The organism is Actinoplanes lobatus (assembly GCF_014205215.1).
Classification (GTDB): domain Bacteria; phylum Actinomycetota; class Actinomycetes; order Mycobacteriales; family Micromonosporaceae; genus Actinoplanes; species Actinoplanes lobatus.
In genome coordinates this window covers 4,697,921-4,723,659 of record NZ_JACHNC010000001.1, presented here as the reverse complement: position 1 = coordinate 4,723,659, position 25,739 = coordinate 4,697,921, and the positions used below count along the sequence as shown (strand labels likewise).

Genomic DNA, 25,739 nt, shown 5'->3' with positions numbered 1-25,739 from the left:
GACGGCGGTCCTACCATCGAGGGATGCGCGAGGTGCTGTGGACGCTCCGGCCGACTCCCCCTCCTCCGGAGCGGGTGCGGCGGGACTGGCTGCTGGTCGCGGTGCTGCTCCCGGCCGTGATCGTCGAGGGTGTCGTGCGCTCGTCTCCGCTGGGCGCGCTGATCGGGTTCGCCGTGGTGCCGCTGCTGCTGTGGCGCCGGCAGCGGCCGTTGCTGGTGCTGGCGATCGGCTTCGGGGTGTGCACGATCGAGCCGTTCCTGACCGGGTTCCCGAGTTTCCTGACGCTGGCCGCGGTTCTGTTGCTGCTGCCGTATGCGCTGTTCCGCTGGGGTTCCGGTCTGGAGATCGCGGCCGGTTCGCTGATCATCGCCGGGCGGCTGGCGATCGGCTACGGGTTCGCGCAGCTCACCGAGGCCGACGTGCTGGCCGGGCTGATCATCCTGTTCGGGATCGGGGCGCTCGGGCTGGCGATGCGGTTCCGGGCGCGGGCGCGGCTGCGGGAGCGGCAGCATCTGCGGATGCTGGAGCGGGAGCGGCTGGCCCGGGATCTGCACGACACGGTGGCGCATCACGTGTCGGCCATGGCGATCCGGGCGCAGGCCGGGCAGGCGACCGCGGAGCGTGACCCGGCGTCGGCCGTGGAGGCGTTGCGGCTGATCGAGTCGGAGGCGTCGAAGGCGCTGGCGTCGATGCGGTCGATGGTGCGGGTGCTGCGCGAGCCGGGCATCGGTGACGTGCGGGCGCTGGCCGGGCCGTCGACGGTGGGCCCGCCGGTGGAGGTGCGGTTGGACGGTGACGTCGACGATCTGTCCCCGGCGGTGGCGGCCACGCTGTTCCGGCTCACGCAGGAGTCGGTGACGAACGCGCGCCGGCATGCCCGCAACGCCACCCGGATCGAGGTCCGGGTGACGGCGGACGAGACGTCCGTGCGGCTCCAGGTGAGCGACGACGGCGAGCACGGTGGGCTTTCCTCGGGGTACGGGGTGAGCGGCATGGTCGAGCGCGCCGGGTTGCTCGGCGGGACGTGCCAGGCCGGGCCGAACCCGGATCGTGGCTGGTCGGTCAGCGCGACCCTGCCGAGAGTGGCGGCGTGAGCGTTCGGGTGGTCGTCGCGGATGATCAGGAGATCGTCCGGACCGGGCTGGCGATCATGCTGAACGCGCAGCCGGACATCGAGGTGGTCGGCGAGGCGGGGGACGGGCGGCAGGCGGTGGAGCTGGCCCGGCGGCTGCGGCCGGACGTGTGCCTGCTGGACATCCGGATGCCGGGCATCGACGGGATCGAGGCGACCCGTCTGCTGGCCGGCCCGGCGGTCGCGGATCCGCTCGCGGTCGTGGTGATCACGACGTTCGATCTGGACGAGTACGTCTACGCGGCGCTGCGCGCGGGCGCCCGCGGTTTCCTGCTGAAGGACGCCGGGACGGCGCTGCTGGGTCAGGCGGTGCGGGCCGCGGCGTCCGGGGACGCGCTGATCGCCCCGAACATCACCACCCGGCTACTGAAGGCGTTCGCCGGGACGGCTCCGGCGCCGGTGCCCCGGCAGCCGGTGGATCCGCTGACCGAGCGGGAGGAGCAGGTGCTGGCGCTGGTGGCGCGGGGGCGGACGAACGCGGAGGTGGCGGCCGAGCTGTTCATCACGCTGAGCACGGTGAAGACGCATGTCACGAGCCTGATGAACAAGCTGGGCGCCCGGAACCGTGTGGAGGTGGCGATCTGGGCGTTCGAGACACGGCGGATCGAACTTTAGTACGGCTTTCGGGGCGTACCGGGGACCGATGATTTCGCTTTCTCCCACGGCCACCATCGACGGGTATGAGGGCGATGGTGCAGGACCGGTACGGCGAGACGCTGCGGATGGCCGAGGTGGCGGCGCCGGTTCCGGCTGACGACGAGATTCTGGTACGGGTACGGGCCGCGTCCCTGAACGCACGGGACTGGCACATCATGCGCGGCGACCCGTACGTGGCCCGGCTGATGTCCCCGATCTTCGGCCTGCGCGGCCCGGCCGCCCCGATCCGGGGCAGCGATTTCGCGGGTGTGGTGACCGCGGTGGGCCGGTCGGTGACCCGGTTCGCGCCGGGCGACGAGGTGTTCGGCGATCTGCGTGACGGTGACGGGGCGTTCGCCGAGTTCGTGTGCGCCGCGCAGTCGGTGGTGGAGCGTAAGCCGGAGAATCTGAGCTTCGAGGAGGCGGCCGCGCTGCCGCTGGCCGGCGCGACGGCGTTGCAAGCGCTGCGCGATCTGGCGCCGGTGCGGCCCGGGCAGCGGGTGCTGGTGAACGGCGCCTCGGGTGGGGTGGGCACGTTCGCGGTGCAGTTGGCGCGGGCCTACGGCGGTGCGGTGACGGGGGTGTGCAGCGGCCGGAACACCGATCTGGTCCGGTCGCTGGGCGCCGAGGTGATCGACTACACGTCCGAGGATTTCACCCGCTCCGGCGGCCGGTACGACCTGGTGCTGGATCTGGCGGCGAGCCGTTCGCTGCGGGCGCTGCGCCGGGCGGTGGCTCCGGAGGGGACGCTGGTGCTGGGCGGGGGCGGCAATGCCCGTACCCGGCCTTTGGTGATCGGTCCGGTCGGGCTGTCGATCGCCGGGCAGACGGTGGGCCGGCTGGGACGGCAGCGGGTGGTGCAGTTGAACACGGCGGCGGCCGGCCCGGCGATGCTGGCCGCGCTGCGGGAGCTGGCCGAGGAGAAGACGATCGTGCCGGTGATCGACCGGGCGTACCCGTTCGAGCAGACCGCGGAGGCGCTCCGCTATCTGATGGTCGAGCACGCCCGGGCGAAGGTGGTCGTCACCTTCACCGATTGATCACCGGGTGGCGAGCAGGGTGGACAGTGTCTGCACATCCTTGACCCGCTCGGCGCGCTCGGCGGCCAACGGGGACACCAGCAGTGTGGTGACGCCGACGCCGGCCAGGGCGTCGAGGCGGCGGCGGATCTCGTCCGGCGGGCCGACCAGCGAGGTGGCGGCGACCAGATCCTCCGGGACGGCGGCGACCGCCTCGGCCCGGCGGCCGGACAGGTAGAGCTCCTGGATGCGGGTGGCGGCGTCGGCGTACCCGTACCGGCGGACCAGGTCGTTGGAGAAGTTGCGGCCGCGCGCGCCCATGCCGCCGAGGTAGAGGGCGAGCTGGGCGCGGTGCCGGTCCAGGCCCTGCTCGCGCAGCGCGAACGGCACCGGGACGCTGATGTCCAGCGGGCCCAGGGCCGGGTCGCGGCGGGACAGGCCGTCGGCCAGCGCGTCACCGAACACCCGTCCGGCGGCGCGCGGGTCGATCCACAGCGCCTGCCAGCCCTCGGCGATCTCGGCGGCCAGGGCCACGTTGCGCGGTCCCATGGCGGCCAGCAGGACCGGGATCCGCGGACGGACCGGGTGGTTGATCAGTTTGAGCGGCTTGGCGTACTCCCCCGGCAGTGGGATCCGGTAGTGGCCGCCCTCGAAGATGAGGGTCTCGCGGCGCCACACGCGGCGGCAGATCTCGACGATCTGCCGGGTCCGGGCCACCGGCGCGTCGTAGCGGACACCGTGGAAGCCCTCGATCACCTGCGGTCCGGACGCGCCCAGCCCCAGGCTGAACCGGCCGCCCGAGACGTAGTCGATGCCGGCCGCGGTCATCGCGGTCAGGGTGGGCGTGCGGGTGTAGATCTGCATCACCCCGGACGCCAGCCCCATCCGGCGAGTCCGGGCGGCCAGGAAGCCCAGCCGGCTGACCGCGTCGAAGCTGTACGCCTCCGGCACGACGACCAGCTCGGCGCCGGCCTCCTCGTACTCCACGACCTCGTCGACGTCCGCCGCGAAGCCCTCGCCGCTGTAGCCGAGCTGGATCCCGAGGCGCATGGTCAGTCGTGGACGATCACTTGGCGGATCACGTCGCCGCTGCCCAGCGCGGCCAGCGCGTCGCCGACCTGGTCCAGCCGCAGCCGCCGGCTGATCATGCCCTCGATGTCCAGGCGGCCGGCCCGCCACAGGGCCAGCAGGCGGGGGAAGTCGCGGTGCGGTTCGGCGGAGCCGTACAGCGAGGGCAGGATGCGCTTGCCCTCGAAGAGCAGCTCGAACGGGCTGAACTCGACCTGGTGCTCGGCGCGGCCGGCGCCCACCACGATCACGCTGCCGCCGCGCCGGCACGCGGTCCACGCGGTCCGGAGCGTCTCGGGTACGGCGACGATGTCGAAGGCGTGGTCGAAGCCCTCCGGCGCCACCTCCATCTGTAGGTCGCTCAGCTCGTCCGGGGTGGCCGTGTGGGTGGCGCCGAACCGGCGGGCCGCCTCGTGCCGGGCGGGCACCGTGTCCACCGCCATGATCAGGGCCGCGCCGGCGACCCGGGCGCCCTGGACGGCCGCGATGCCGACGCCGCCGCAGCCGATCACCACGACACTGTCGCCGGGCCGCACCTGCGCCGTGTTGATCACCGCGCCCACGCCGGTGGTGACGCCGCAGCCGACGAGTGCGGCCACCTCGTACGGGACGTCGTCGTCGATCTTCACGGCCCCGGCCCGGGGGACCACCATCTCCTCGGCGAACGCCCCGCACCCGGCCATCCCGAAGATCGGCAGGTCCCCGGCGGTGAACCGGGGCATCACGTAGCCGGCCATCACGTGTGTCATGCAGAGGTACGGCTCCGCGCGCCGGCAGTGTGTGCAGACACCGCAGGCGGGCAGCCAGTTGACCGCGACCCGGTCGCCCGGCGCCAGGTCGTCCACGTTGTCGCCGACCTCGATCACGTCACCGGCCGCCTCGTGACCGAGGATCGCGGGCACCGGCTGGGGCAGGCCGCCGCGCAGGGCGGACAGGTCGGAGTGGCAGACGCCGGACGCGCGCACCCGCAGGCGCACCTCACCCGGTCCGGGGCCGATGACGGCCACGTCGTCGCGGATGTCGAGCTTCTCGTCCCCGATGGTGTGCAGCACCGCCGCGCGCATCCCGGCACCTCCTCGAAAATTAGAACGCGTTCTACGCTAACCGGGTGGGGTGTACCAAGCAAGCGTTCGGTCGGCGCCCATAATGGCCCGGTGAGCACCTCGAAGACGCCGTCGGAACGGCGCACGCACCTGGTCCGGCTGGCCGGCGACCTCTTCGCCGAGCAGGGGTTCCGGGCCACCACCGTGCGGCAGATCGCGGACGCCGCGGGCATCCTGTCCGGCAGCCTCTACCACCACTTCGACTCCAAGGAGTCGATCGGCGACGAGATCCTCAGCGCGTTCCTGGAGGACGTGCTGGCCGGGTACCGGGCCGCGGTGGCCGGGAGCGACGACCCGCGGGCGGCGATCGAGCGGATCGTCCGGTCCAGCACGGCCACACTGGACCGGCACCGGGCCGCGCTCACCATGCTCCAGCGCGACTGGAACTACTTCTCCGGGCAGCCCCGGTTCGGGTACCTGCGCACCGCCATGAAGGAGATCGAGCAGACCTGGATCGACCTGCTGGAACGCGGCCGGGAGACCGGGGTGTTCCGGGCCGACCTGGACGCGCGGCTGACGTACCGGCTGCTCCGCGACATCCTCTGGCTCCCGACATCGTGGACGTCGTCGAAGAGCTGGACCACCGACCAGATCGTCGACGGCCTGTTGCGGCTCCTTTTCGACGGCATCAAGTCGGCGTAGCCTCCCAAGCAAGCGCTTGGTAAGCGCTTCTTGACTCCGGGAGGCGCGATGGGGCGGCTGGACGGCAAGGTGGCTCTGATCACCGGCGGGGCGCGCGGCATGGGCAAGGCACACGCCCGGCACTTCGCGGCCGAGGGCGCCCGGGTGGTGATCGGCGACGTCCTCGACGACAAGGGCCGGGCCGTCGCCGACGGGATCGGGGCGGACCGGTGCCGGTACGTGCACCACGACGTCACCAGCGAGGACGACTGGGCGGTGGCGGTCGACGAGACGATCGACGCGTACGGGCGGATCGACGTGCTCGTCAACAACGCCGGCATCCTGCGGCACGCGCCGGTCGCCGCGATGGACCCGGCCGAGTTCCGGCAGGTCGTCGAGGTCAACCTGATCGGCACGTGGCTGGGCATCCGGCAGGTGGTGCCGCCGATGACCGCGGGCGGCGGCGGCTCGATCGTGAACATCTCGTCGATCGAGGGCTTCGCCGGGGCGGCCGGGCTGTCGGCGTACAGCGCCAGCAAGTTCGGCGTCCGCGGCCTCACCCGGTCGGCGGCGCAGGAGCTGGGGCCGGCCGGCATCCGGGTCAACTCGGTGCACCCGGGTGGCGTGATGACGTCGATGGCGCTGGCCGCCGCGCAGACCATGACCGGCGTCGACGGGGGCGGATTCCTCAAGTCGCTGCCGATCGCCCGGTTCGCCGAGCCGGTGGAGATCTCCCGGCTGGTCGCGTTCCTCGCCTCCGACGAGGCGTCCTACACCACCGGCGCCGAGTTCCTCGCCGACGGCGGCCTGCTCAGCGGCCCGGGCTACTGACGTGGCCACGCTGGACGGGCGGGTCGCGATCGTGACCGGGGCCGGGCAGGGGCTGGGCGCCGCGGAGGCTGCGGCGCTGGCCGCGGCGGGCGCCCGGATGGTGCTCAACGATCTGCCCGGGCCCGCGCTCGACGCGGTGGTCGAGCGGATCCGGACCGCCGGCGGCACGGCGGTCGCGGTCCCCGGCGACGTCGCCGACATGGCCACCGGGGAGGCGCTGGTCAAGGCAGCGGTGGACGGGTTCGGCGGCCTCGACGTGCTGGTCAACAACGCGGGCGTGCTGCGCGACCGGATGATCTTCTCGATGTCCGAGCAGGAGTGGGACACGGTCGTCCGGGTGCACCTGCGCGGCCACTTCGTGACCACGCGGTTCGCGACCGCCTGGTGGCGGGACCGGAGCAAGGACGAGGGCGGCCCGGTCTACGCCCGGATCGTCAACACCGCCTCCGAGGCGTTCCTGCTCGGATCGGCGGGCCAGGCCAACTACGCCGCGGCCAAGGGCGGGATCGTCTCTCTCACCCTCGCGACCGCTCGGGGCTGTGCCAGGCATGGGGTACGGGTGAACGCGATCTGCCCACGGGCACGCACCGGGATGACCGGCGAACTCATGGGGCCGCCGCCCAGCGGACCGGACCCGATGGCGCCGGACCGGGTGGCGCCGCTGGTGGTGCACCTGGCCGGGCCGGGCGGCGCGCGGATCACCGGCGAGGTGTTCGTGGTGCACGGCGGCGTGGTGGCGCTGCTCGGGCCGCCCACCGTGCGGTCGGTCTTCCGGGCGGCGACCGGCACGTGGACGGCCACCGAACTGGACGCCGCCCTCGGCACGGTGTTCACCGCCGAGCAGCCCAGGCCCGGGTTCGTCTGCGAGGAGACGCTGCCACTGGCCGCGACCACCTTCGGCGAGCCGTCGTGAAGCAGCGGGTCACGGTCACGATGACCGACGACGAGGTGGGGGCGCTTCTCGCGTACGCCCGGAAGGTCCAGACAGCGACGATCAACCCGGACGGAACCCCGCACCTGGTCACCATGTTCTTCGGTCTGGCCGAAGGCCGGATCGCGTTCTGGACCTACCGGTCCTCGCAGAAGGCGCTGAATCTGGCCCGCGATCCCCGGCTGACCTGCCTGGTCGAGGACGGCGAGGACTACTTCGAGCTGCGCGGCGTGCAGGTCACCGGGATCGTGACCCGGATCGAGGACCTGCCCGGGGTGACCGCGGTGGGCCGGCTGATCGCGGCACGGATGCCGGACGTGCCCCGCGACGCGCTGGACGCCTACGTGACGCACGCGGCCCGCAAGCGTGTCGCCTACCTGGTCCAGCCGGTCCGAACCGCCAGCTGGGACCACCGCAAACTGGTCTCGTGACCGTAGACTGGCCGCCGGCTGGAGATCCGGGAGGGCTTGATGGCGGCTGGGGTGCCGGCGGGTCGCCCGCGCGATCCCGGGGTGGACGAGCGGATCACCCGTGCCGCCGCGCTGGTGTACGGCACCGACGGCTGGGCCGGATTCTCGGTGGACGCGGTCGCCCGCAAGGCCGGTGTCGGCAAGGCGTCGATCTACCTGCGCTGGCCCAACAAGGAGGCGCTGTTCGTGGCGACCCTGGCCAGCCGGCTCGGCGGGGTGCGCGACATCGACACCGGCTCGGTCCGCGACGACCTGGTGGCGCTGGCCCGGCAGGTGCTGCACACCTTCCTCGGCGAGGACGGCGGGGCGGTGCTGCGGCTCACCGTGGAGGCGGGCGGCATCCCGGCCGGGCGCGAGCACCTGGACCGGTTCCTGCGCTCGCAGGTCGCGGCCGCCCGCGCCATCGTGCTGCGCGGCATCGACCGCGGCCAGCTGTCCCGCGACACCAGCGTCACGCTGCTGCTCGACTGCATCAGCGGCGGGGCGCTCAACCACGCGGTGGCCACCCCGGCCGATCTGCGCGCGCAGGTGGCGGCGGGCGCCGACCGGTACGCCGAGGAGCTGGTCGACTTCGTGCTCTCTAGCTCCTACAGAGTGCCCCGGTGACCACCTGCGGGCCACCACTCTTCCACTCCAGCTCGCCGCCGCGGACCAGCAGCTCGATGTGGGCGGCGGTCTCGGCGACCGCGCCGACCAGCATCGGGCCGATCTCCGCCCACGGCCGGGACCAGGTCAGCTCGGAGGCCACCTCCCAGATGGTGGCGGCGCCCAGGCGGTCGACCACGGACACGATCTCCCGGCAGCGCTCCCGGTGGTGCCGGTCCAGCTCGGCGGCGCGGGCCGCGATGCCGTGGAAGCGGTACTCGTGGCCGGGCAGCGCCTCGCACTCGTCGTACGCGGAGACCTTCTCCAGCGACTCCAGGTAGCGGCCGAGCGGGTCCTCGCCGCTGAGCTGGAGGCCGATGTTGGGGCTGATCCGGGGCAGCACGTGGTCGCCGGTGAGCAGCACCTGGGCGTCCGGCTCCAGCAGGCACAGGTGGCCGGGGGTGTGGCCGGGCGTCCAGACGGCCCGCAGCCGGCGGCCGGCCAGCGGCACCAGGTCGCCGTCGCCGAGCATCACGTCGGCGTCGGCGAGCGGGGCGAAGTGCAGGTCCACGGCCTTGCCGAAGGCGCCGAGCAGCCGGTCGATCTCGGCGTCCGGCACGTGCAGGGTGCGCATCCAGTCGCCGAGCGCCCGGCTCGGCGCGGTGTCCCGGTCACGGCGCAGCTGGTCACGCTCGGCCGGGTGCATGGCCACCCAGGCGCCGGAGGCGTCGCGCAGCCGGGCGGTGAGCCCGTGGTGGTCGGGGTGCACGTGGGTGAGCACGACGCCGGTGACGTCGGCGGCGGTCGCCCCGGCCTCGGCGAGCCCGTCGGTGAGCGCCTGCCAGCCGGCCTCGCTGTCCCAGCCCGGGTCGACCACGACCAGGCCGTCGTCGCCCGGGATCAGGTAGGACAGCGTGTAGCGCAGCGGGTTGTCCGGGATCGGCACCGGAACGGACACCAGGCCGCCGGGAAGCCTCTCCACCGGCGGCAGCGTCCGCGCGCGCCAGGCGGCCTGTTGTGCGTTCATCCCGAGCCCCTTTCCTAGACGGATCCCGTCTAGGAAAGGGACCCTACATCATCTCCTCTGTCGTCGGGATGAGCACGGTCTTTAGCTCGGTGTACGCCTCGATCGAGGTACGGCCGCCCTCGCGCCCCAGGCCGGACTGGCCGAAACCGCCGAACGCCACGTGCGGTTCCAGCTGGTAGCCGTTGACGCCCACGGTGCCGGCCCGGACCGCCCGGGTCAGCCGCATGGCCCGCTTCACGTCATTGGTCCAGACCGTGGCGGCCAGACCGTACGTGGTGTCGTTGGCCATCCGCACCGCCTCCTCCTCCTCGGTGAACGGCACCACCGCCAGCACCGGGCCGAAGATCTCCTCCCGGGCGATGGTGGCGTCGTTGGTGACGTCGGCGAAGACCGTGGGCTGCACGAAGTTGCCGGCCGCCAGCTCACCGTCGGGCCGGCCGCCGCCGCAGACCAGCCGGGCGCCCTCGGCCCGTCCGCTCTCGATGTAGCCGAGCACCCGGGCCAGCTGGCGTTCGTTGATCAGCGGCGAGGCGGTGGTCTCCGGATGGAACGGGTCACCGTAGTTGACCAGGGCGGCCATCCCCTCGGCGACGGCCAGGAAGTCGTCGTAGACGTCCCGGTGCACCAGCGCCCGGGTGTGCGCCACACAGGCCTGGCCGGAGAGCCCCAGGGTCACCGTGCCCATCGTGGTGGCGGCGGCCGCGTAGACGTCGGCGTCCGCGAAGACCAGCGACGGGCTCTTGCCGCCGAGCTCCAGGCTGACGCGCTTCATGCCGTTCGCGGCGGCGGACAGCACCCGGCGGCCGACGCCCCGGCTGCCGGTGAAGGTGATCTTGTCGATCAGCGGGTGCTTGATCAGCGCGTCGCCGGTGCTCTCGCCCGGCCCGGTGACCACGTTGAACACGCCCGGCGGCAGGCCCGCCTCCTCGACGATCCGGGCCAGGCGCAGCGCCGAGAAGGTGGCGTACTCGGACGGCTTCAGCACCACGGTGCAACCGGCCGCCAGCGCCGGGGCCAGCTTCTGGGCGGCCAGCAGCAGCGGGCCGTTCCACGGGATGATCGCGGCGACCACGCCGACCGGCTCGCGCAGGGTGAGCACCAGGTGCTCGCCGCCCTGGTAGCCGGGCAGGGTCTCACCGGCCAGCTTGTCCACCCAGCCGGCGTGGTGGTCGAAGACGTCGGCCACGCACTCGACCGACATGGCGTAGGTCTCGCCGAACGTGACCGGCACCCCGTTGTCCAGCGCCACCAGGGCCTGCAACTCGACGGCGTGCTCGCGGACCGCGTCGGCGATCCGGCGCAGCACCCGGATCCGCTCCTTCGCCCGGGTACGCGGCCACGGCCCCTCGTCGAACGCCTTACGGGCGGCACGGACGGCGGCGTCCACGTCGGACGGGGTGGCGACGGCGAACCCGCCCACCTCCTCGGCGGTCGCCGGATGCAGGTGGGTCCAGGTCCGCCCGTCGGCGGCCGGGCGCCAGCGCCCGTCGATCAGCAGCTCACCGCCGGCCAGGCCGACCTCGTCGCGTTTGGCCTTGATCGAGAGCACCATGCCGCACCTCCATCGGCGGAACTGGAACGCGTTCTACTTCCCGGCACGGTACGCCGTGTCCCGGAGGTCCGCCAGATACGCCGGCCACTCCCCTCCCCCATGGACCGCCAGCGATGCCCCGGTGATGTAGCCGGCCAGCGGCGAGGCCAGCAGCAGACAGGCGCTCGCCACCTCCCCGGCCGTCGCCGCCCGCCCCATCGGCACGGTCCGCGCCACCGACGAAACCGCCCCCGGCTCCACCGCCTCCCGGTCCGGGCCCACCGTCTCCCCGTCCACGCCCTCCGCCTCGCGACCCAGGCCCACCGCCCGCCCCGAGCGACCAACCTCCGACACGTCCCGAGGCGAGCGGGACGGGCTGTCGACCGGGCCCAGGACGAGGCTGTTCACCCGCACCCTGGGCGCCCACTCGGCGGCCAGGCTGGTGGCGAGGTGGTGCAGGCCCGCTTTCGCGGCGCCGTAGGCGGCGGTTCCGGGCGACGGCCGGGTCCCGCTGACGCTGCCGATCATGAGGATCACGCCGCCGTCGGCCTGCTCACGCATGACCGCGTTGGCGGCCTGCGCGACGTGCAGCGGCGCGATCAGGTTCAGTTCGATGATCTTCGCGTGCAGGCGCGGCGAGGCGGTGTCCGCGCTCGCGGTCGGCGCTCCGCCGGCGTTGTTGATCAGCACGTCGAGCCGCCCGAACCGTCGCACGGCCTCCGCGATCAGCGCGGCCGCCTGCGCCGGATCCCGCACGTCGGCCGGGAAGAACGCCGGCCCCTCCCCGTCAGCGGCCGGCGTCGCCGGCCCGGAGAGCTCAGCCGACGACGGCGCGGCGGAGGAAGGGCCGGTGCGGGCGCAGGTCAGGACGTGGGCGCCGGCCGCCTGGAAGGCGCGGGCGACGGCCGCGCCGATGCCGCGGGTCCCGCCGGTGACGACCACGACCCGGCCGGTGAAGTCCAAGGGGTCCATGAGGGTCGATGCTAGCCACCCAAGCAAGCGCTAGGTTAGCCTCGACGCCGTGGGCATCGCACTGCACCGCGGCACGGTCGCCGAGGTCGTCCTGGACTTTCCGCCGGTCAACGCGGTGCCGGCGGCCGGGTGGCACGATCTCGCCGCAGCGGTCACCGAGGCGGGCGCGGATCCGGCGACCCGGGTCGTCGTCCTGGCGGCGGAGGGGCGCGGGTTCTGCGCGGGCGTCGACATCAAGGAGATGCAGCGGACCGCCGGGCACCAGGCGCTGCTCGCCGCGAATCGGGGGTGTGCGGCCGCGTTCGCCGCGGTCTACGACTGCCCGGTCCCGGTGATCGCGGCCGTGCACGGGTTCTGTCTCGGCGGCGGGGTCGGCCTGGCCGGCAACGCCGATCTGGTGGTGGCCGCCGACGACGCCACATTCGGCCTGCCGGAGGTGGACCGCGGGGCGCTCGGCGCCGCCACCCACCTGGCCCGGCTGGTGCCGCAGCAGCTGATGCGCACGATGGTCTACACCTGCCGCCGGGTCGGCGCGTGGGAGCTGCACCGGTTCGGGACGGTGCTGGAGGTGGTGCCGCCGGCCGGGCTGCGGCGGGCCGCGCGGCGGGTGGCGGAGGAGATCGCGTCCAAGGATCCGCTGGTCATCCGCCGGGCCAAGGAGTCACTGAACGGCATCGACCCGGTCGACGTGAAGCGCTCCTACCGCTTCGAGCAGGGCTTCACCTTCGAACTCAACCTCGACGGGGCCGGCGACCGTGCCCGGGACGCCTTCGTCCGGGACGCGAGAGAAGGGGACGGGCGTGGATAAGCGGGTGACCATCGCCGAGGTGGTGGACGAGATCCGGGACGGGATGACGGTCGGGATCGGGGGCTGGGGGTCGCGGCGTAAGCCGATGGCGCTGGTCCGGGCGATCGTCAGCGCCGGGAGGAAGGACCTGACGCTGGTCACCTACGGCGGGCCGGATGTGGGGCTGCTGGTCGCGGCGGGTTGCGTGAAACGGGTGGTCACCGGGTTCGTGTCGCTGGACAGCATCCCGCTCGAGCCGCACTTCCGGCGGGCCCGCAGCGCCGGAACGATAGAGCTGACCGAGTACGACGAGGGCATGCTCTACTGGGGACTGCTGGCGGCCGCGAACCGGCTGCCGTTCCTGCCGATCCGGGCCGGCATGGGCTCCGACGTGATGCGGGTCAACCCGGAGCTGAGAACGATCCGCTCCCCGTACGCCGACGCCACCGAGCTGGTCGCGATGCCGGCCGTCCCGCTGGACGTGTCACTCGTACATCTGAATCGCGCGGACGCCGGGGGCAACGGCCGCTATCTGGGCCCGGACCCGTACTTCGACGATCTTTTCTGTCTTGCCGCGAAGCGGCGTTTCGTCTCCTGCGAGCGGGTGCTGAGCACCGACGATCTGATCGAATCCGGACCTCCACAGACGCTGTTGACCAACCGGTCGATGGTGGACGGTGTGGTGGAGACCCCGCACGGCGCCCATTTCACCAGCTGCGTGCCCGACTACGGGCGGGACGAGGCGTTCCAGCGGGAGTACGCGAGCACGGACTGGGCGGATTTCCGGGCCCGCTATCTGGACGGCGACGAGGACGACTATCAGAAGGCGGTCGCCGGATGACCCGGGCGGAGACGTGTGTGGTGGCGTGCGCCGAGGCGTGGCGCGGCGACGGCGCGGTGCTGGCGAGCTACGCCGGGCTGATCCCGCAGCTGGGGGCGCGTCTGGCGCAGCTGACGTTCGCGCCGGAGCTGCTGGTCACCGACGGTGAGGCGACGCTTTTGCGGGACGGCCGGGTGGAGGGCTGGCTGCCGTACCGTGCGGTGTTCTCGATGGTCGCGGCCGGCGCCCGGCACGTGATGATGGGCGCGAGCCAGCTGGACCGCTTCGGAAACCAGAACATCTCCTGCGTGGGCCCGTGGGAGCGGCCGAGATCGCAGCTGCTGGGCGTCCGGGGCGCGCCGGGCAACACGATCAACCACGCCACCAGTTACTGGGTGCCCCGGCACTCGCCGCGGGTGTTCGTGGAACGGGTCGACATGGTGTCCGGAATCGGTCATGACCGAGGCGCGCACGAGATCCGCCGGGTGGTCACCGATCTGGCGGTGCTGGACTTCGAGACCCCGGACCGGTCGATGCGGCTGCGGTCGGTGCATCCCGGCGTGACCGTCGACGAGGTGATCGCGGCGACCGGTTTCGCGCTGACGATCCCGGCCGAGGTGCCGGCGACGCGCGAGCCAGGCGAGGAGGAGCTGAAGCTGATCCGCGAGCACCTGGATCCGCACGGCCTGCGGGAGAAGTGATGCGGACCGCGCTCACCGAACTGCTCGGCTGCCGGCATCCGATCGTGCAGACCGGGATGGGGTACGTGGCCGGGGCACGGCTGGTCTCGGCGGTCGCCGCGGCGGGCGGTTTCGGCATCGTGGCGTCCGCGACCATGAGCCTGGAGCAGCTGCGCGACACGATCCACGAGATAAAGGCCAAGACCGATCAGAACTTCGGGGTCAACGTACGCGCGGACGCGCCGGACGCCCACGCCAGGATCGAGCTGCTGATCCGGGAGAAGGTACGGCTGGCGTCGTTCGCACTCGCCCCCGACCGGGACCTGATCCGGCGCTGCACCGACGGCGGGGTGCTGACCATGCCGTCGGTGGGCGCGGTCCGGCACGCCGAGAAGGTGGCCGGCTGGGGTGTGGACGCGGTACTGGTGCAGGGCGGGGAGGGCGGCGGGCACACCGGGCCGGTGCCGACGACCCTGCTGCTGCCCCGGGTGGTGGACGCGGTCGGCATTCCGGTGGTGGCGGCCGGCGGGTTCTTCGACGGGCGGGGGCTGCTGGCCGCGCTCGCCTACGGGGCGGCCGGCATCGCCATGGGGACCCGGTTCCTGCTCACCGCGGACAGCCCGGTGGACGTACGGGTGAAGCGGCTGTACCTGGACGCGCCGCTGACCGGGACCGTGGTGACGACCAGGGTGGACGGTGTTCCGCATCGGGTGCTGCGTACCCCGTACATCGATGGTCTGGAGAGCTCGGGAAGGGTGACCGCGCTGCTGCGGGCGACCCGGCACGCGATGGCGTTCCGCCGGCTGGCCGGGCTCTCCTGGCCGGAGCTGGTGCGGGCCGGGCGCGCGGCACGGCACGGTCGTGAGCTGACGTGGGCGCAGACGCTGATGGCGGCCGGCACGCCGGTGCTCTTGCGGGAGGCGATGGTCGAGGGGCGGCCCGAGTTCGGGGTGATGTCGGCCGGTCAGGTGGCCGGGGTGATCGACGATCTGCCGTCGTGCGGCGAGCTGATCGAGCGGATCATGAACGAGGCCTCGGAGGGTCTGGACCGGCTCAGAGCCGTTCGATGATGGTGACGTTGGCCTGGCCGCCGCCCTCGCACATGGTCTGGAGGCCGTAGCGTCCGCCGCATCGTTCCAGTTCGTGCAGCAGGCTGACCATGAGCCGGGCGCCGGTCGCGCCGAGCGGGTGGCCGAGGGCGATGGCACCGCCGTTGACGTTGACGCGGTCCGGGTCGGCGCCGGTCTCGCGCAGCCAGGCCAGGACGACGCTGGCGAACGCCTCGTTGATCTCGAAGCGGTCGATGTCGTCGATGGAGAGCCCGGTGCGGTGCAGGGCGTGTGCGGTGGCCGGGATGGGTGCGGTCAGCATGAGGACCGGGTCGTCGCCGCGGGCCGAGAGGTGGTGGATGCGGGCGCGGGGGTGCAGGCCGTGGTCGCGGACCGCCTGTTCACCGGCGATCAGGAGGGCGGCGGCGCCGTCGGCGATCTGGCTTGAGGTGGCGGCGGTGGTGAGGCCGCCTTCGCGCAGGGGTTCGAGTGCGGCCATCCGCTCCGCACTGGTGTCACGACGGGGACATTCGTCTGATTTGTCGCCGACCATCTCCCCTTTGAAACGCTTCATCGCGCCAAGGGCCCGCTGATGACTTGCCAACGCGTATTCCTCCAGCTCAGAACGGGTTATCGACCACTTCGCGGCGATCTCGTCCGCACTCCTGAACTGGGATATATCCGCATTTCCGTAGCGGGCAGCCCACCCGGGGCTGTGGCGGTAGGGCCCGTCCGGCGCCATGGCGCTGCCGATCGGCACCTGGCTCATGTTCTGCACTCCCCCGGCCACCACCAGATCGGCCGTCCCGCTCATCACCGCCTGCGCCGCGAAGTGGACGGCCTGCTGCGACGACCCGCACTGCCGGTCCACGGTCACGCCGGGCACGTGCTCGGGCAGCCCGGCGGCGAGCCAGGCGGTCCGCGCGATGTCTCCCGACTGCGGCCCGATCGTGTCGACGCAGCCCAGGATCACGTCGTCGACCGCGGCCGGGTCGGCCCCGGCCCGCTCCAGGAGGGCGGCGATGACCCCACCGGCGAGGTCGGCCGGGTGAATGGCGGCGTGCATCCCACCCCGGCGGCCGACCGGGGTGCGTACGGCTCCGACCAGATAGGCGTCCATGCCCCGATACTAGAACGTGTTGCAGAGAATGGCGTCCGCCGCGTTGCCCGGACCGTCGATGCCGTCATAGATCTCGCGGATCTCCTCAGCCGCGCGCCGGTAGCGGCCGTCGCCCAGCATCGCCCCGGCGAGCGTGGTGAGCCGGGGCCCGTGGGCGTCGCGCTCGGCGATCCAGCGGCCGGCGCCGCGGCGTTCCACGAGCGCCAGGTTGAGGTCCTGCTCCATCTGGAGCGGGACGCCGAGCAGCGGGGTGCCGGCGGCCATCGCGGTCTGCACGCTGCCCTGCCCGCCGGCGGTGACGGCCAGGTCGGCGCGGGGCATGACGAGGTGGCTCGGCAGGACCCCGCCGACGTGCACCCGGTCGCCGTTCAGGTCGCCCAGCTCGTGCACGGTGGCGGCGACCAGGATCCGGGCGCCGAGCGGGCGCAGCGCCGCGACCACGTCCCGGACCAGCGCGGACCCGCTGGAGGTGATCGCCACGTAGACGAGCGGGCCGGGCTCGGCGAGGAACCGTTCGGTCTCCGCGGGCAGCGGCACCGGCAGTTTCGCGTAGAGCGGCCCGGTGCAGCGCAGCCGGGTCTCCGGCCGGTAGCCGCGACCGGGCCGCCACGCCGCGATCTCGGCAGCCGGGACGCCGAGCACCTCGGGCGCCTCGGTGACCAGGGTGAGGTCGCCGAGCAGCAGGGCCGCGACGCTGGGCAGGCCGGGGACGCCGAGTTCGGCGGCGATCCGGTTGAACCCGCCGCAGTAGAACCGGGCCCGGCTGGGCAGCGCGTTGGCGATCCACCGCCGGGCCGGCCGGGGCAGCGGCAGGGTGCGGCCGCTGGGCGCGGGAAGCAGGCCGCGCTCGAACATCGGCGGCGCCCAGCTGGCCGAGTGCTCGGTGACCAGGCGGATCCCGGCGAGGCGGGTGGACAGGGTGGTGGTCAGGGTGAAGCCGGTGACCGCGGTCCGGATCCCGTGCCGGGTGAAGTACTCCGCCTCGGCCGTCACGTACGCCCGCAGTTCCTCGTCGCTGTAGGCGCTCTGCCCGACCGGCCCGCTGCTGGGCTGTTCGCGCAGGAAGCGGGCGCAGCGCTCGTCGTCCATCCGCGGGCCGACGATGTCGTAGTCGATGCCGGCGGCGCGCAGCGCGGACTCGTAGGTGCCGCCGTGGGTGGCGACTCTCGGGGTGACGCCGCGCTCGCGCAGCGCCCGGTAGATCTCGATCATGCGCGATGTCTGGGACAGGTACGCGCAGTGTGGCACCAGGCAGATCATGTTAGGTAATATATTGCGTATGACGGAGCCGGAACAGACCCTCTTCGATCTGGGACCACGGTCGAGCCTCACCCCGCCGGTGCGCGCGTTCCGGGTCAGCCTCGTGCTCGCCCAGCGCCTGCGCTACCTGATGGACGACCGGCTGCGCGCCGACGGCCTCACCACCCAGCAGGCCGCGCTGCTCACCGCGGTCCGGGCGCTGGACCGGCCGGGGCTGACCGAGGCGGCCGCCGCCCTCGGCACCACCCATCAGAACGCGGCTCAGCTGGTCGCCGCCCTGGAGCGCAAGGGCATGCTGCGGGCCGAGCCGGATCCGGCCGACCGGCGACGCCGTCGACTGACCGCCACCGAGGCGAGCGAGCGGTATTGGCGGGGCCGCGACGCCGGCGACGAGGACGCGGTGGCCGGCTGGTTCGCGACGCTGACCCCGGAGGAGCTGACGACGTTCTGCGCGCTCGCGGAGAAGGTGCTTGCCGGACTCGACCGATGAGGTTCTACTAGTAGAACCTGTTCTACTAGTAGAACCGAGGTCGGCCATGCACGTCGGATACACGCCGGAGCAGGAGAAGCTGCGGGCGTCGCTACGGGAGTACTTCGCCGGGCTCCCGGCCGGCGCCTCGTACCGGGAGGTGGTCCGGCGGCTGGGCCGCGACGGCTGGCTCGCCGTCGAAGGCCGCTCCCGGATCGACCAGCTGATCTTCGCCGACGAGGCGGCGCTGGCCGGGGTGCAGGTGCCGTTCCTGACCCTCTACACGGTCGGGCCGACCATCGCCCGGCACGGCACCGGCCAGCAGAAGGCCGAGCTGCTGCCCGGGATCGAGGCAGGCGAGATCCACTTCTCGATCGGGTATTCGGAACCGGACGCCGGCACCGACCTCGCGGCGCTGCGCACCCGGGCGGTCCGGGACGGCGACCACTACGTGATCAACGGGCAGAAGATGTGGACCAGCCTCATCGAGGACGCCGACTACGTGTGGCTCGCCTGCCGGACCGACCCGCAGGCGCCCCGCCACAAGGGGCTGTCCATCCTCATCGTGCCGACCGGCTCCCCCGGCTTCTCCTGGACACCGGTGCGGACCGTGGCCGGGCCGTCCACCAGCGCCACCTACTACGACGACGTACGCGTACCGGTCTCCGCCCTGGTCGGCGAGGAGAACCAGGGATGGCGGCTGATCACCGACCAGCTCAACCACGAGCGGGTGGCGCTCACCTCGGCCGCTCCCCTGCAACGGGCGCTGCGCGAGGTCCGGGAGTGGGCGCAGGAGTCCGGGGCGATCCGGCACGAATGGGTCCGGCTGCACCTGGCGCGGGTGCACGCCCGTACCGAAGCCTTGAAGCTCTTCAACTGGCGGGCCTGCGTCGCCGAGGGCACCCCGGCCGCGACCCGGGCGTCCGCCGGGAAGGTGTACGGCACGGAGCTGGCGATCGAGGCGTACCGGCTGCTCATGGAGATCATCGGACCGGCCGCCACGATCCGCGCCGGAGAACCCGGTGCGGTGCTGGCCGGGCGGATCGAGGCCATGTACCGGTCGTCGCTGATCCTCACCTTCGGCGGCGGGACCAACGAGGTGCAGCGCGACATCATCGCGGCGGGCGCCCTGGGCCTGCCGGTCCGGCGTTGAGGGGACGGATCATGGACTTCGAGTTGAGCGGCGCGGCGCGGGAACTGGCCGGGATGACCCGGGACCTGTGCGAGTCCGGCCGTCCGCTGTGGCCGGCCCTGGCCGAGGCCGGGGTGCTGTCGGCGGTACTGCCGAAAGAGGCCGGCGGTGAGGGTTACGGGCTGCCCGAGCAGTGCGCCATCCTCATCGAGCTGGGGCGGCACGCGGTCGACGTCCCCCACCTGGAGGAGATCGTGGGGGCCGCTCGGGTCATCGGGACTGCCGCCCACCAGCTCGGGGTGGTCGAGCGGGCACTCGAGATGACCACCGAGTACGCCCGCACCCGCGTCCAGTTCGGCCGCCCGATCGGCGCGTTCCAGGCGGTGTCGCAGCGGCTCGCCGACGCGTGGATCGACGTGGAGGCGTTACGGCTGGCCCTGTGGCAGGCGGTGTGCCGTCCGGAACCCGCCGAGGTGGCGACCGCCGGATTCTGGGCCGCCGAGGCCGGGCACCGGGTGCTGCACACGGCGGTCCACGTGCACGGCGGCGTCGGCCTCGACATGGAGTATCCGCTGCACCGCTACTTCCTGGCCGCCGAGGCGAACGAGTTCTCGCTCGGCGGCGCCACCGCACAGCTCGTGACGCTCGCCGAGGAGATGCTGCCGTGAAGTTCACGCTGGGAATCGCGCTGAGCCCGCTCGACCAGTTGACCGACCTGGCCCGGGCCGCCGAGGAGTGCGGGTTCGACTCGATCGCGCTGCCGGACTCGCTGTTCTACTCCGAACAGGTGTCGGCGGCGTACCCGTACACCCCCGACGGCGGCCGCTTCTGGGACTCGCACACCCCGTGGCCGGACCCGATGGTCGCGGCCGGGGCGATGGGCGCGGTGACCAGCCGCATCCGCTTCTACACCCAGGTGCTCAAACTCGATCCGCGCAACCCGCTGCTGCTGGCCCGCCAGATCGGTACGGTCGCGGCGCTCACCGGCGACCGCTTCGGCCTCGGGGTGGGACTCGGCTGGTCGCCGGAGGAGTCACTGTGGTGCGGGGCGCCGTTCCGCGACCGGGGCGCCCGCGCCGACGAGGCGATCGAGGTGCTGCGGCTGATCCTCGGCGGCGGCATGGTCGAGTACGAGGGAAAGCACTTCTCGTTCGGCAAACTCCAGATGAGCCCGGCGCCCCGCGAGCCGGTCCCGGTCTACATCGGCGGGCACTCCGAGCCGGCGCTGCGCCGCGCCGCCCGGGTCGGTGACGGCTGGTCGTCGGCGATGATGCGCTTCGACGAACTGCGGGACACGATCGGCCGCCTGCACCGGCTGCGCGAATCGTTCGGCCGCGCCGACACCCCGTTCGAGATCCAGGCCGTCTGCATCGACCGGCACGGCCTCGACGGCTTCCGGCAGCAGGCGGAGATCGGCGTGACCGACGCGATCGTCATGCCGTGGCGCCGCCTCGACGCGCCCATCCAGGAGAAACGCGACGCCCTGCGCCGCTTCGCCGACAGGTTCATCGAGCCCCTGAAATCCACCGCCGCCGGCTGATCCGCCCCGCTATGGACCTTCTGTGGTCGAGGTTCGCGTTTCGCTTCCATCTCCTTCTTTCCGGTACGCGCGACCTCGTCCCGCCTCATCTGCCCCGTCCCGTCCGGTCGGCGCGATCTCGCTGCCCGCTCCAGCCCGTGCCGCCCCCGCCGGGCATAGAGATCGATGGCCGAGCAGGCCACCCCGATCGCCACCACCCCCTACCTGCCGCCGGTCACGGCCGGGACACCGGCTCCCACCCCCTCGGCGACCCGTCACGCCGGGCGGCCGGTCACGGTCTTGCCTGCCAGGCACCCGGGTTGCCCACTCCCAGCCGTTTCGTCACCCGGAGCGATCTTGAACGATTTACCACCGTCGCGGGTGGTAAATCGTTCAAGATCGCACAACAGCGGCGCACCCGGCGCGACCGACAGCACATGCGGGGGTATTCGACCGATCTCAGCCCGGCGGGCGCGGCACAGGCGGGAGTGGCAGTGAGCTCGCGTGGCCGGGCGGAACGGTCCAGAAAGGAACAGGACGGGGTCGTGCGTACAAGAAGGAGGAAGCGGAGGCGAAACGCGGACCTCGACCACAAGAATGCCCAACCCTCGACGGCACGCGATGCGCGAACGACCGCAGGCGGGCCCTCATCCGGGGGCTTGAGCCGGATGGGGACCCGCCTTGCGTTACGTCAGGCGCGGTTGAGGGTGGTGATCTCGCGGACGGCGGCGGCGATCGTGGTGTGGTCCTTGCGGAGGATGGCGCCGTGGTTGCTGGGGACCTTCGCGTGGATGGTGATGTTCGGGTTGGCGGCGGTGACCTTGTCGAGGTTGGCGCGGATGCGTTCCTGCTCGTCACCTTGGCTGCCGAACGAGGCCCCGGAGGCGATCACGTAGCGGGTCGGGACGGTGATGGCGTCGAGCACCGGGCACAGCTCGCTCTCGGCGCCGATGCGGCCGAGTTCGATGTTGCTGTCGGCCTGCTGGTCGGCGGTCAGGCGGGGCATGAGGCCGAACGGGCGCAGGACCGGGCTGACCCAGCGGAGCCGGCGGAACAGGGTCCGGATCCGCTCCTCGGTGACCTCGTCGAGCCAGTCGTAGGGCATGGCGCCGTCGACCAGGACCGCGCCGATGGTGCGCTTCGGGTTGCGGCTGGCCCAGTAGGCGGCGGCGTACGCCCCGAAGGACCAGCCGACCAGTAGGGCCCGGTCGACGCCCCGGTCGGCGAGGACCACGTCGATGTCGCGGACCACAGTCTCGAAGGAGTAGTCGGCGGACGTTCTCGACTTTCGGCCGCGACCGCGTTCGTCGTAGGTGATGTGCCGGAAGCCGGGGCCCAGGTCGGCGATGGTGCGCCGCCAGTAGCCCTGGGTGGCGAACTGTCCGTTGAGGTAGACCACCGGAGTTCCGGGGCCGCCCGTGTCGGTGAAGGCGAGTGCGGTGTCGTCGACTTCGATCATTCCGGTGGTCATTGTTCCAGGGCTCCTGTCGTGGTCAGAGGCTGCGGGCGGTGATGTCGCCGTGGGAGGTGGTGGCCTTGATGGTGAGTGCGGCCGCGGGGCCGTCGGTGTTGAGCAGGGTGTTGTTGACGCGGCCGTAGCCGGTGCCGGCGTCGAGGGTGGCCGAGACACCCTTGGCGGCGGCGATGGTCACGTTGCCCATCTGTGCGCTCAGCACGACCGTGCCGGCGGTGGCCTCGGCGACGGTGATGTCGCCCTTCTGGGTGCTGATCTCGGCGGAGCCGGTGAGCCGTCCGATGGTGATGTCGGCGCCGAGGGCGTCGACCGCCAGGCTGCCCGCCTCGTCGATCTTGACGGTGCCGTGCAGGCCGGTGGCGGTGACGTCGCCGAGCCGGCCGACACCGCGGAACTCGGCAGCGCCGGCGGTCGTCTCGATGCGGGACCCGGACGGCACCTGGAGGGTGACCTCGACGGTGCCGGACGGGCCGAACATCTGCTTCGTCGCGGCGGGGCCGGTGACCCGCAGCACGCCGTCGGTGAACTCGACGGTGGTCTGCTCGGCGGCCTTCACGTCGCGGCTCTTGCCGGGGTCGGTCGGGCGGACCTCGACGGTGGTGTCCGTGCGGTCGGCGGCGATCACCTGGATGCGGCCGGCGGGGATGTTCAGGACGGCGGTGACGGCGGTGGTGGTGTCGAACTTGTTCATGATGTTCTCCTCGCGAACTCGTTGTTTCCGATGCGGGAAACGCTACGTTGCGTTCGCAAGTCTGGCAACAAGCTTGTTGCACTGGAGTGGCAAACATGCAGTTCAGAGCCATCATTTCGTTGCAACGAGCGTACAGTTAACGCAATGGATGCGTTGCAATAGGGTGAGATGAACGCTACGCTGACGGATGTCAGGGAAGGCGTGGAAGGGGATCGTGGTGCCGGGCGGCAGACTCACACAACAGGAACGTCAGCAGATCGCGCTCGGGCTGGCCGACAGCCTCGCCTATGCGGAGATCGCCCGGCGTCTGGACCGGCCCACCTCGACCATCACGCGCGAGGTGATGCGCAACGGCGGCCCTACCGGCTACCGCGCCGACCTGGCCCACCGGGCCACCGAGCGCCGCGCCCATCGCCGGGCGGCCACACCCCCGCGGCCGGGTGCTCCGGCGCCGGCCGACGGGCGTGACGCCGTGGCGATCCGGGAGTTCGAGGAGACGCTCACCACCCTGCTCATGCACCAGGGCCTGCCCAAGATGATGGCCCGTGTGCTGACCTGCCTGTTCATCACCGACGCCGGCAGTCTCACCGCGTCCGAACTGGTCCAGCACCTCCAGGTCAGCCCGGCCTCGGTGTCCAAGGCCGTGGCGTTCCTGGAGCATCAGCGCCTGATCCGCCGGACGAAGGACGACCGGCGCCGCGAGCGCTACTACGTCGACAGCGGGGTGTGGTACCAGTCGACCGTCGAGAACGCCCGCGGCGTGCTCCGGATGGCCGAGACCGCGCGGCAGGGCGTCGCCGTCCTCGGCACGGGCACCCCGGCGGGCGCCCGGCTGGAGAACATCGCCAGGTACAGCGAGTTCATCAGCGAGAGCATGCTCCGCGCCGCCGAACAGGCCCGCGAGGTCCTCTACACGCGGCCCGAGGAACCGCCACCCGGGGTCACCAGCCCGGTCTCGTAGGCCGCGACCACCGCCTGCACCCGGTCCCGCAGCTGCAACTTGGTCAGGATCCGGGTGATGTGGGTCTTCACCGTCGCCTCGCTCAGATGCAGCGCGACGGCCAGTTCCGGATTGCTCAGGCCACCGGCCAGCATCACCAGGACCTCCCGCTCCCGTGGGGTGAGGGTGGCCATGTCACGGTGCAGGGCGGAGTGGCCGGGTTCGACACGCACGAACCGCTCGACCAGCCGCCGGGTGATCGCCGGGGCGAGCAGGGCGTCCCCGGCGCGGACCAGCCGGACCGCGTGGATCAGGTGGTCCGGCGTGACGTCCTTGAGCAGGAATCCGCTGGCCCCGGCGGTGAGGGCCGCGTAGACGTACCGGTCGAGGTCGAAGGTGGTGAGGATGACCACCCGGATCGGCTCGCCCTCGGTGGTGACCGGCGCGTCGGCCAGGATCCGGCGGGTCGCCTCCAGGCCGTCCATCTCCGGCATGCGGATGTCCATGAGCACCACGTCAGGCCGGTGGCTGCGGGTCGCGGCGATGGCCTCGACACCGTTGCCGGCGTGCCCGGCGACCTCGATGCCGGCCGACGCCAGGATCATCGTGAAACCGGTCCGTACCAGCGCCTGGTCGTCGGCGATCACCACCCGGGTCATGACGGCACACTCTGCACGAACGGGACACGGGCCGCCACCCGGAAGCCGCCGCCCGGGCGCCGGCCGGTCTCCAGGACGCCGTCGTAGACGCGGAGCCGTTCGGCCAGGCCGAGCAGCCCGGTGCCGGCGCCGGGCTCGCCGGGGTGTGCGGCCGGCTCGTTGACGATCTCGACGAGCAGGGTGCCGTCCGCGCCGGAGACCGTGACGGTGGTGTCCGCGCCGGGGGCGTGGCGCATCGCGTTGGTCAGGGCCTCCTGCACGACCCGGTAGGCGGTGAGGCCGAGCCCGTGCGGGAGGGCGCCGACCGTACAGGTGAGGGTGACCGGCTGCCCGGCGTTGCGCACCCCGTCGACCAGGCTCTCCAGCGACTCCAGGCCGGGTTGTGGTTCCAGGAGGCCGGCGTCCGGATTGAGTACGCCGAGCAGGTGCCGCAGCTCGGCCATGGTCTCCCGGCCGCCGTTCTCGATGGCGGTGAGCGCGCCCCGGGCCAGTTCCGGATCATGGTCGAGGACCTTCCCGGCCGCGCCGGCCTGGATGGTCATGACGCTGACGTGGTGGCTCACCACGTCGTGCAGTTCGCGGGCGATGCGGGCGCGTTCCTCGGCGACGGCGAGCCGGGTGGCGGTGCGCTGTTCGCGTTCCAGGGCCTCGGCGCGCTGCTCGGAGGCGAGGGCGCGGCTGCGGGCGGCGCGGATGGCCAGGCCGAGCAGGCCGATCGGCGCCAGGATGACGAAGACACCGGCCCAGCCGGGCACCCGCGGCCAGGTGTCGTCCCTGGTGGTGGCGGTGACCACGCCGGCGGCCAGCAGCACGCTCATCGACAGCGCGACCGAACGGCCGTGCAGGGCCACCGCGTACGCCCCGATCAGCACCGCCGACAGGTTGGCCAGGTTGCCCTCGATGTCGATGCCGAGCAGGGACACGAACTGGATCGCGAAGCAGGCGACCGGCCAGCGCCGCCGGAACAGCAGCGGAGCCGTGATCAACAGGTTGAGGATCGGCGGCGTCTCCGGCTCGGGGGTCGGGAAGACCCCGCCGCCGGGCACGTCGAAGTGCAGCGGGGCGGGCCCGTCCGGCCGGTCGCCGGTGAGCACGATCGCGGCGACGGTGAGCACCGCGACCAGGATCCCGTCGAGCCATTTCTCCCGCACGGGCCCATTCTGCCGCCGCCGGTCGCCGGGCCGCATCGATCACGCCGCCTACATCGCTCGGA

General features: G+C 72.4%; 28 protein-coding genes. 17 read left to right on the top strand and 11 right to left on the bottom strand.

Translation table 11 applies throughout. The annotated features are described in order from the left end of the window. Positions 1–23 precede the first annotated feature (23 nt). The 3 genes from BJ964_RS21815 (at position 24) to BJ964_RS21805 (ending at position 2,808) form a co-directional block, all read left to right on the top strand. A complete protein-coding gene (locus BJ964_RS21815; protein ID WP_188122394.1) occupies positions 24–1,094 on the top strand; it encodes a sensor histidine kinase in 1,071 nt (356 codons plus the stop codon). Continuing rightward, complete coding sequence (locus BJ964_RS21810; protein WP_188122393.1) at positions 1,091–1,747, top strand: response regulator; 657 nt, start codon at positions 1,091–1,093, stop codon at positions 1,745–1,747. Before BJ964_RS21815 ends, BJ964_RS21810 begins: the two co-directional genes overlap by 4 nt. Before the next feature lie 65 nt (positions 1,748–1,812). Beyond that, the gene (locus tag BJ964_RS21805; RefSeq protein WP_188122392.1) at positions 1,813–2,808 is read left to right on the top strand and encodes an NAD(P)-dependent alcohol dehydrogenase; all 996 of its coding nucleotides are present in this window, start codon (positions 1,813–1,815) and stop codon (positions 2,806–2,808) included. Here BJ964_RS21805 and BJ964_RS21800 read toward each other — a convergent pair whose 3' ends face one another. Both BJ964_RS21800 and BJ964_RS21795 read right to left on the bottom strand, forming a co-directional pair. Next, positions 2,809–3,837 (bottom strand): LLM class F420-dependent oxidoreductase, encoded by a 1,029-nt coding sequence (locus BJ964_RS21800; RefSeq protein WP_188122391.1) that lies wholly within the window; start codon positions 3,835–3,837, stop codon positions 2,809–2,811. 2 nt (positions 3,838–3,839) lie between these two features. Beyond that, the gene (locus tag BJ964_RS21795) at positions 3,840–4,919 is read right to left on the bottom strand and encodes a Zn-dependent alcohol dehydrogenase (protein WP_188122390.1); all 1,080 of its coding nucleotides are present in this window, start codon (positions 4,917–4,919) and stop codon (positions 3,840–3,842) included. Positions 4,920–5,009: 90 nt separating this feature from the next. Between BJ964_RS21795 and BJ964_RS21790 the strand changes: the two genes are divergently transcribed. Genes BJ964_RS21790 through BJ964_RS21770 form a run of 5 tightly spaced genes read left to right on the top strand, consistent with a single transcriptional unit; the run spans position 5,010 to position 8,417 of the window. After that, on the top strand, positions 5,010–5,600 hold the full coding sequence (locus BJ964_RS21790) for a TetR/AcrR family transcriptional regulator (RefSeq protein ID WP_188122389.1): 591 nt from the start codon (positions 5,010–5,012) through the stop codon (positions 5,598–5,600). Between the two features lie 48 nt (positions 5,601–5,648). After that, positions 5,649–6,410, top strand: coding sequence for a glucose 1-dehydrogenase (locus BJ964_RS21785; RefSeq protein WP_188122388.1), 762 nt, complete (start codon positions 5,649–5,651; stop codon positions 6,408–6,410). Between the two features lies 1 nt (position 6,411). After that, positions 6,412–7,323 (top strand): SDR family NAD(P)-dependent oxidoreductase, encoded by a 912-nt coding sequence (locus BJ964_RS21780; RefSeq protein WP_188122387.1) that lies wholly within the window; start codon positions 6,412–6,414, stop codon positions 7,321–7,323. Further along, a complete protein-coding gene (locus BJ964_RS21775) occupies positions 7,320–7,772 on the top strand; it encodes a pyridoxamine 5'-phosphate oxidase family protein (RefSeq protein WP_407650814.1) in 453 nt (150 codons plus the stop codon). Before BJ964_RS21780 ends, BJ964_RS21775 begins: the two co-directional genes overlap by 4 nt. 39 nt (positions 7,773–7,811) lie before the next feature. Further along, positions 7,812–8,417: a TetR/AcrR family transcriptional regulator gene (locus tag BJ964_RS21770; RefSeq protein ID WP_188122386.1), complete on the top strand. Its 606-nt coding sequence runs from the start codon at positions 7,812–7,814 to the stop codon at positions 8,415–8,417. On the opposite strand, the gene BJ964_RS21765 is transcribed toward BJ964_RS21770, so the two are convergent. From BJ964_RS21765 to BJ964_RS48055, 3 genes are read right to left on the bottom strand one after another with little or no spacing between them, the layout of a single operon-like run. Continuing rightward, positions 8,392–9,423 (bottom strand): MBL fold metallo-hydrolase, encoded by a 1,032-nt coding sequence (locus tag BJ964_RS21765; RefSeq protein ID WP_188122385.1) that lies wholly within the window; start codon positions 9,421–9,423, stop codon positions 8,392–8,394. The genes BJ964_RS21770 and BJ964_RS21765 overlap by 26 nt on opposite strands. Before the next feature lie 43 nt (positions 9,424–9,466). Continuing rightward, positions 9,467–10,975: an aldehyde dehydrogenase family protein gene (locus BJ964_RS21760; RefSeq protein ID WP_188122384.1), complete on the bottom strand. Its 1,509-nt coding sequence runs from the start codon at positions 10,973–10,975 to the stop codon at positions 9,467–9,469. Between the two features lie 33 nt (positions 10,976–11,008). Beyond that, positions 11,009–11,926: an SDR family oxidoreductase gene (locus tag BJ964_RS48055; RefSeq protein ID WP_229807414.1), complete on the bottom strand. Its 918-nt coding sequence runs from the start codon at positions 11,924–11,926 to the stop codon at positions 11,009–11,011. 49 nt (positions 11,927–11,975) lie between these two features. On the opposite strand from BJ964_RS48055, the gene BJ964_RS21745 reads away from it, so the two are divergent. Genes BJ964_RS21745 through BJ964_RS21730 form a run of 4 tightly spaced genes read left to right on the top strand, consistent with a single transcriptional unit; the run spans position 11,976 to position 15,283 of the window. Continuing rightward, entirely contained in the window at positions 11,976–12,734 is a 759-nt protein-coding gene (locus tag BJ964_RS21745) for an enoyl-CoA hydratase family protein (protein WP_188122383.1), read from the top strand. Beyond that, positions 12,727–13,554 (top strand): CoA transferase subunit A, encoded by an 828-nt coding sequence (locus tag BJ964_RS21740; protein WP_268248045.1) that lies wholly within the window; start codon positions 12,727–12,729, stop codon positions 13,552–13,554. Before BJ964_RS21745 ends, BJ964_RS21740 begins: the two co-directional genes overlap by 8 nt. Further along, on the top strand, positions 13,551–14,234 hold the full coding sequence (locus tag BJ964_RS21735; protein ID WP_188122382.1) for a CoA-transferase subunit beta: 684 nt from the start codon (positions 13,551–13,553) through the stop codon (positions 14,232–14,234). Before BJ964_RS21740 ends, BJ964_RS21735 begins: the two co-directional genes overlap by 4 nt. After that, positions 14,234–15,283, top strand: coding sequence for an NAD(P)H-dependent flavin oxidoreductase (locus BJ964_RS21730; RefSeq protein ID WP_188122381.1), 1,050 nt, complete (start codon positions 14,234–14,236; stop codon positions 15,281–15,283). Before BJ964_RS21735 ends, BJ964_RS21730 begins: the two co-directional genes overlap by 1 nt. Here BJ964_RS21730 and BJ964_RS21725 read toward each other — a convergent pair. Continuing rightward, the gene (locus BJ964_RS21725; protein WP_188122380.1) at positions 15,267–16,382 is read right to left on the bottom strand and encodes an acetyl-CoA C-acetyltransferase; all 1,116 of its coding nucleotides are present in this window, start codon (positions 16,380–16,382) and stop codon (positions 15,267–15,269) included. The two genes, BJ964_RS21730 and BJ964_RS21725, sit on opposite strands and share 17 nt — an antisense overlap. A 9-nt stretch (positions 16,383–16,391) precedes the next feature. After that, positions 16,392–17,642: a glycosyltransferase gene (locus tag BJ964_RS21720; protein WP_188122379.1), complete on the bottom strand. Its 1,251-nt coding sequence runs from the start codon at positions 17,640–17,642 to the stop codon at positions 16,392–16,394. A gap of 19 nt (positions 17,643–17,661) precedes the next feature. On the opposite strand from BJ964_RS21720, the gene BJ964_RS21715 reads away from it, so the two are divergent. The 4 genes from BJ964_RS21715 to BJ964_RS21700 are packed head-to-tail and all read left to right on the top strand — an operon-like array spanning position 17,662 to position 20,783. After that, positions 17,662–18,132: a MarR family winged helix-turn-helix transcriptional regulator gene (locus BJ964_RS21715; protein ID WP_188122378.1), complete on the top strand. Its 471-nt coding sequence runs from the start codon at positions 17,662–17,664 to the stop codon at positions 18,130–18,132. 46 nt (positions 18,133–18,178) lie between these two features. Further along, positions 18,179–19,264 (top strand): acyl-CoA dehydrogenase family protein, encoded by a 1,086-nt coding sequence (locus BJ964_RS21710; protein WP_188122377.1) that lies wholly within the window; start codon positions 18,179–18,181, stop codon positions 19,262–19,264. Between the two features lie 11 nt (positions 19,265–19,275). Then, complete coding sequence (locus BJ964_RS21705; RefSeq protein WP_188122376.1) at positions 19,276–19,911, top strand: acyl-CoA dehydrogenase family protein; 636 nt, start codon at positions 19,276–19,278, stop codon at positions 19,909–19,911. After that, positions 19,908–20,783, top strand: a complete 876-nt coding sequence (locus tag BJ964_RS21700) for a TIGR03619 family F420-dependent LLM class oxidoreductase (protein ID WP_188122375.1) — start codon at positions 19,908–19,910, stop codon at positions 20,781–20,783. The genes BJ964_RS21705 and BJ964_RS21700 overlap by 4 nt, the downstream gene beginning before the upstream one ends. Positions 20,784–21,453: 670 nt before the next feature. Here BJ964_RS21700 and BJ964_RS21695 read toward each other — a convergent pair. Continuing rightward, positions 21,454–22,233 carry an alpha/beta fold hydrolase gene (locus BJ964_RS21695; protein WP_188122374.1) on the bottom strand — a complete coding sequence of 260 codons (780 nt, stop codon included), beginning with the start codon at positions 22,231–22,233 and terminating at the stop codon, positions 21,454–21,456. Between the two features lie 22 nt (positions 22,234–22,255). Further along, the gene (locus BJ964_RS21690; protein WP_188122373.1) at positions 22,256–22,927 is read right to left on the bottom strand and encodes a DUF4097 family beta strand repeat-containing protein; all 672 of its coding nucleotides are present in this window, start codon (positions 22,925–22,927) and stop codon (positions 22,256–22,258) included. Between the two features lie 217 nt (positions 22,928–23,144). Here BJ964_RS21690 and BJ964_RS49545 point away from each other — a divergent pair, with 217 nt between their 5' ends. Beyond that, positions 23,145–23,888 (top strand): GbsR/MarR family transcriptional regulator, encoded by a 744-nt coding sequence (locus tag BJ964_RS49545; RefSeq protein ID WP_188127083.1) that lies wholly within the window; start codon positions 23,145–23,147, stop codon positions 23,886–23,888. On the opposite strand, the gene BJ964_RS21680 is transcribed toward BJ964_RS49545, so the two are convergent. Next, positions 23,837–24,526, bottom strand: a complete 690-nt coding sequence (locus tag BJ964_RS21680) for a response regulator (protein WP_188122372.1) — start codon at positions 24,524–24,526, stop codon at positions 23,837–23,839. The two genes, BJ964_RS49545 and BJ964_RS21680, sit on opposite strands and share 52 nt — an antisense overlap. Then, complete coding sequence (locus BJ964_RS21675; protein ID WP_188122371.1) at positions 24,523–25,677, bottom strand: sensor histidine kinase; 1,155 nt, start codon at positions 25,675–25,677, stop codon at positions 24,523–24,525. The genes BJ964_RS21680 and BJ964_RS21675 overlap by 4 nt, the downstream gene beginning before the upstream one ends. Positions 25,678–25,739 lie beyond the last annotated feature (62 nt).

Coding starts and splice junctions, on each gene's coding strand:
- BJ964_RS21815 (WP_188122394.1), top strand. CDS start 24: ATGCGCGAGGTGCTGTGGACGCTCCGGCCGACTCCCCCTCCTCCGGAG.
- BJ964_RS21805 (WP_188122392.1), top strand. CDS start 1,813: ATGAGGGCGATGGTGCAGGACCGGTACGGCGAGACGCTGCGGATGGCC.
- BJ964_RS21800 (WP_188122391.1), bottom strand. CDS start 3,837: ATGCGCCTCGGGATCCAGCTCGGCTACAGCGGCGAGGGCTTCGCGGCG.
- BJ964_RS21795 (WP_188122390.1), bottom strand. CDS start 4,919: ATGCGCGCGGCGGTGCTGCACACCATCGGGGACGAGAAGCTCGACATC.
- BJ964_RS21785 (WP_188122388.1), top strand. CDS start 5,649: ATGGGGCGGCTGGACGGCAAGGTGGCTCTGATCACCGGCGGGGCGCGC.
- BJ964_RS21770 (WP_188122386.1), top strand. CDS start 7,812: ATGGCGGCTGGGGTGCCGGCGGGTCGCCCGCGCGATCCCGGGGTGGAC.
- BJ964_RS21765 (WP_188122385.1), bottom strand. CDS start 9,423: ATGAACGCACAACAGGCCGCCTGGCGCGCGCGGACGCTGCCGCCGGTG.
- BJ964_RS21760 (WP_188122384.1), bottom strand. CDS start 10,975: ATGGTGCTCTCGATCAAGGCCAAACGCGACGAGGTCGGCCTGGCCGGC.
- BJ964_RS48055 (WP_229807414.1), bottom strand. CDS start 11,926: ATGGACCCCTTGGACTTCACCGGCCGGGTCGTGGTCGTCACCGGCGGG.
- BJ964_RS21735 (WP_188122382.1), top strand. CDS start 13,551: ATGACCCGGGCGGAGACGTGTGTGGTGGCGTGCGCCGAGGCGTGGCGC.
- BJ964_RS21730 (WP_188122381.1), top strand. CDS start 14,234: ATGCGGACCGCGCTCACCGAACTGCTCGGCTGCCGGCATCCGATCGTG.
- BJ964_RS21725 (WP_188122380.1), bottom strand. CDS start 16,382: ATGGACGCCTATCTGGTCGGAGCCGTACGCACCCCGGTCGGCCGCCGG.
- BJ964_RS21720 (WP_188122379.1), bottom strand. CDS start 17,642: ATGATCTGCCTGGTGCCACACTGCGCGTACCTGTCCCAGACATCGCGC.
- BJ964_RS21715 (WP_188122378.1), top strand. CDS start 17,662: ATGACGGAGCCGGAACAGACCCTCTTCGATCTGGGACCACGGTCGAGC.
- BJ964_RS21710 (WP_188122377.1), top strand. CDS start 18,179: ATGCACGTCGGATACACGCCGGAGCAGGAGAAGCTGCGGGCGTCGCTA.
- BJ964_RS21705 (WP_188122376.1), top strand. CDS start 19,276: ATGGACTTCGAGTTGAGCGGCGCGGCGCGGGAACTGGCCGGGATGACC.
- BJ964_RS21695 (WP_188122374.1), bottom strand. CDS start 22,233: ATGACCACCGGAATGATCGAAGTCGACGACACCGCACTCGCCTTCACC.
- BJ964_RS21690 (WP_188122373.1), bottom strand. CDS start 22,927: ATGAACAAGTTCGACACCACCACCGCCGTCACCGCCGTCCTGAACATC.
- BJ964_RS21680 (WP_188122372.1), bottom strand. CDS start 24,526: ATGACCCGGGTGGTGATCGCCGACGACCAGGCGCTGGTACGGACCGGT.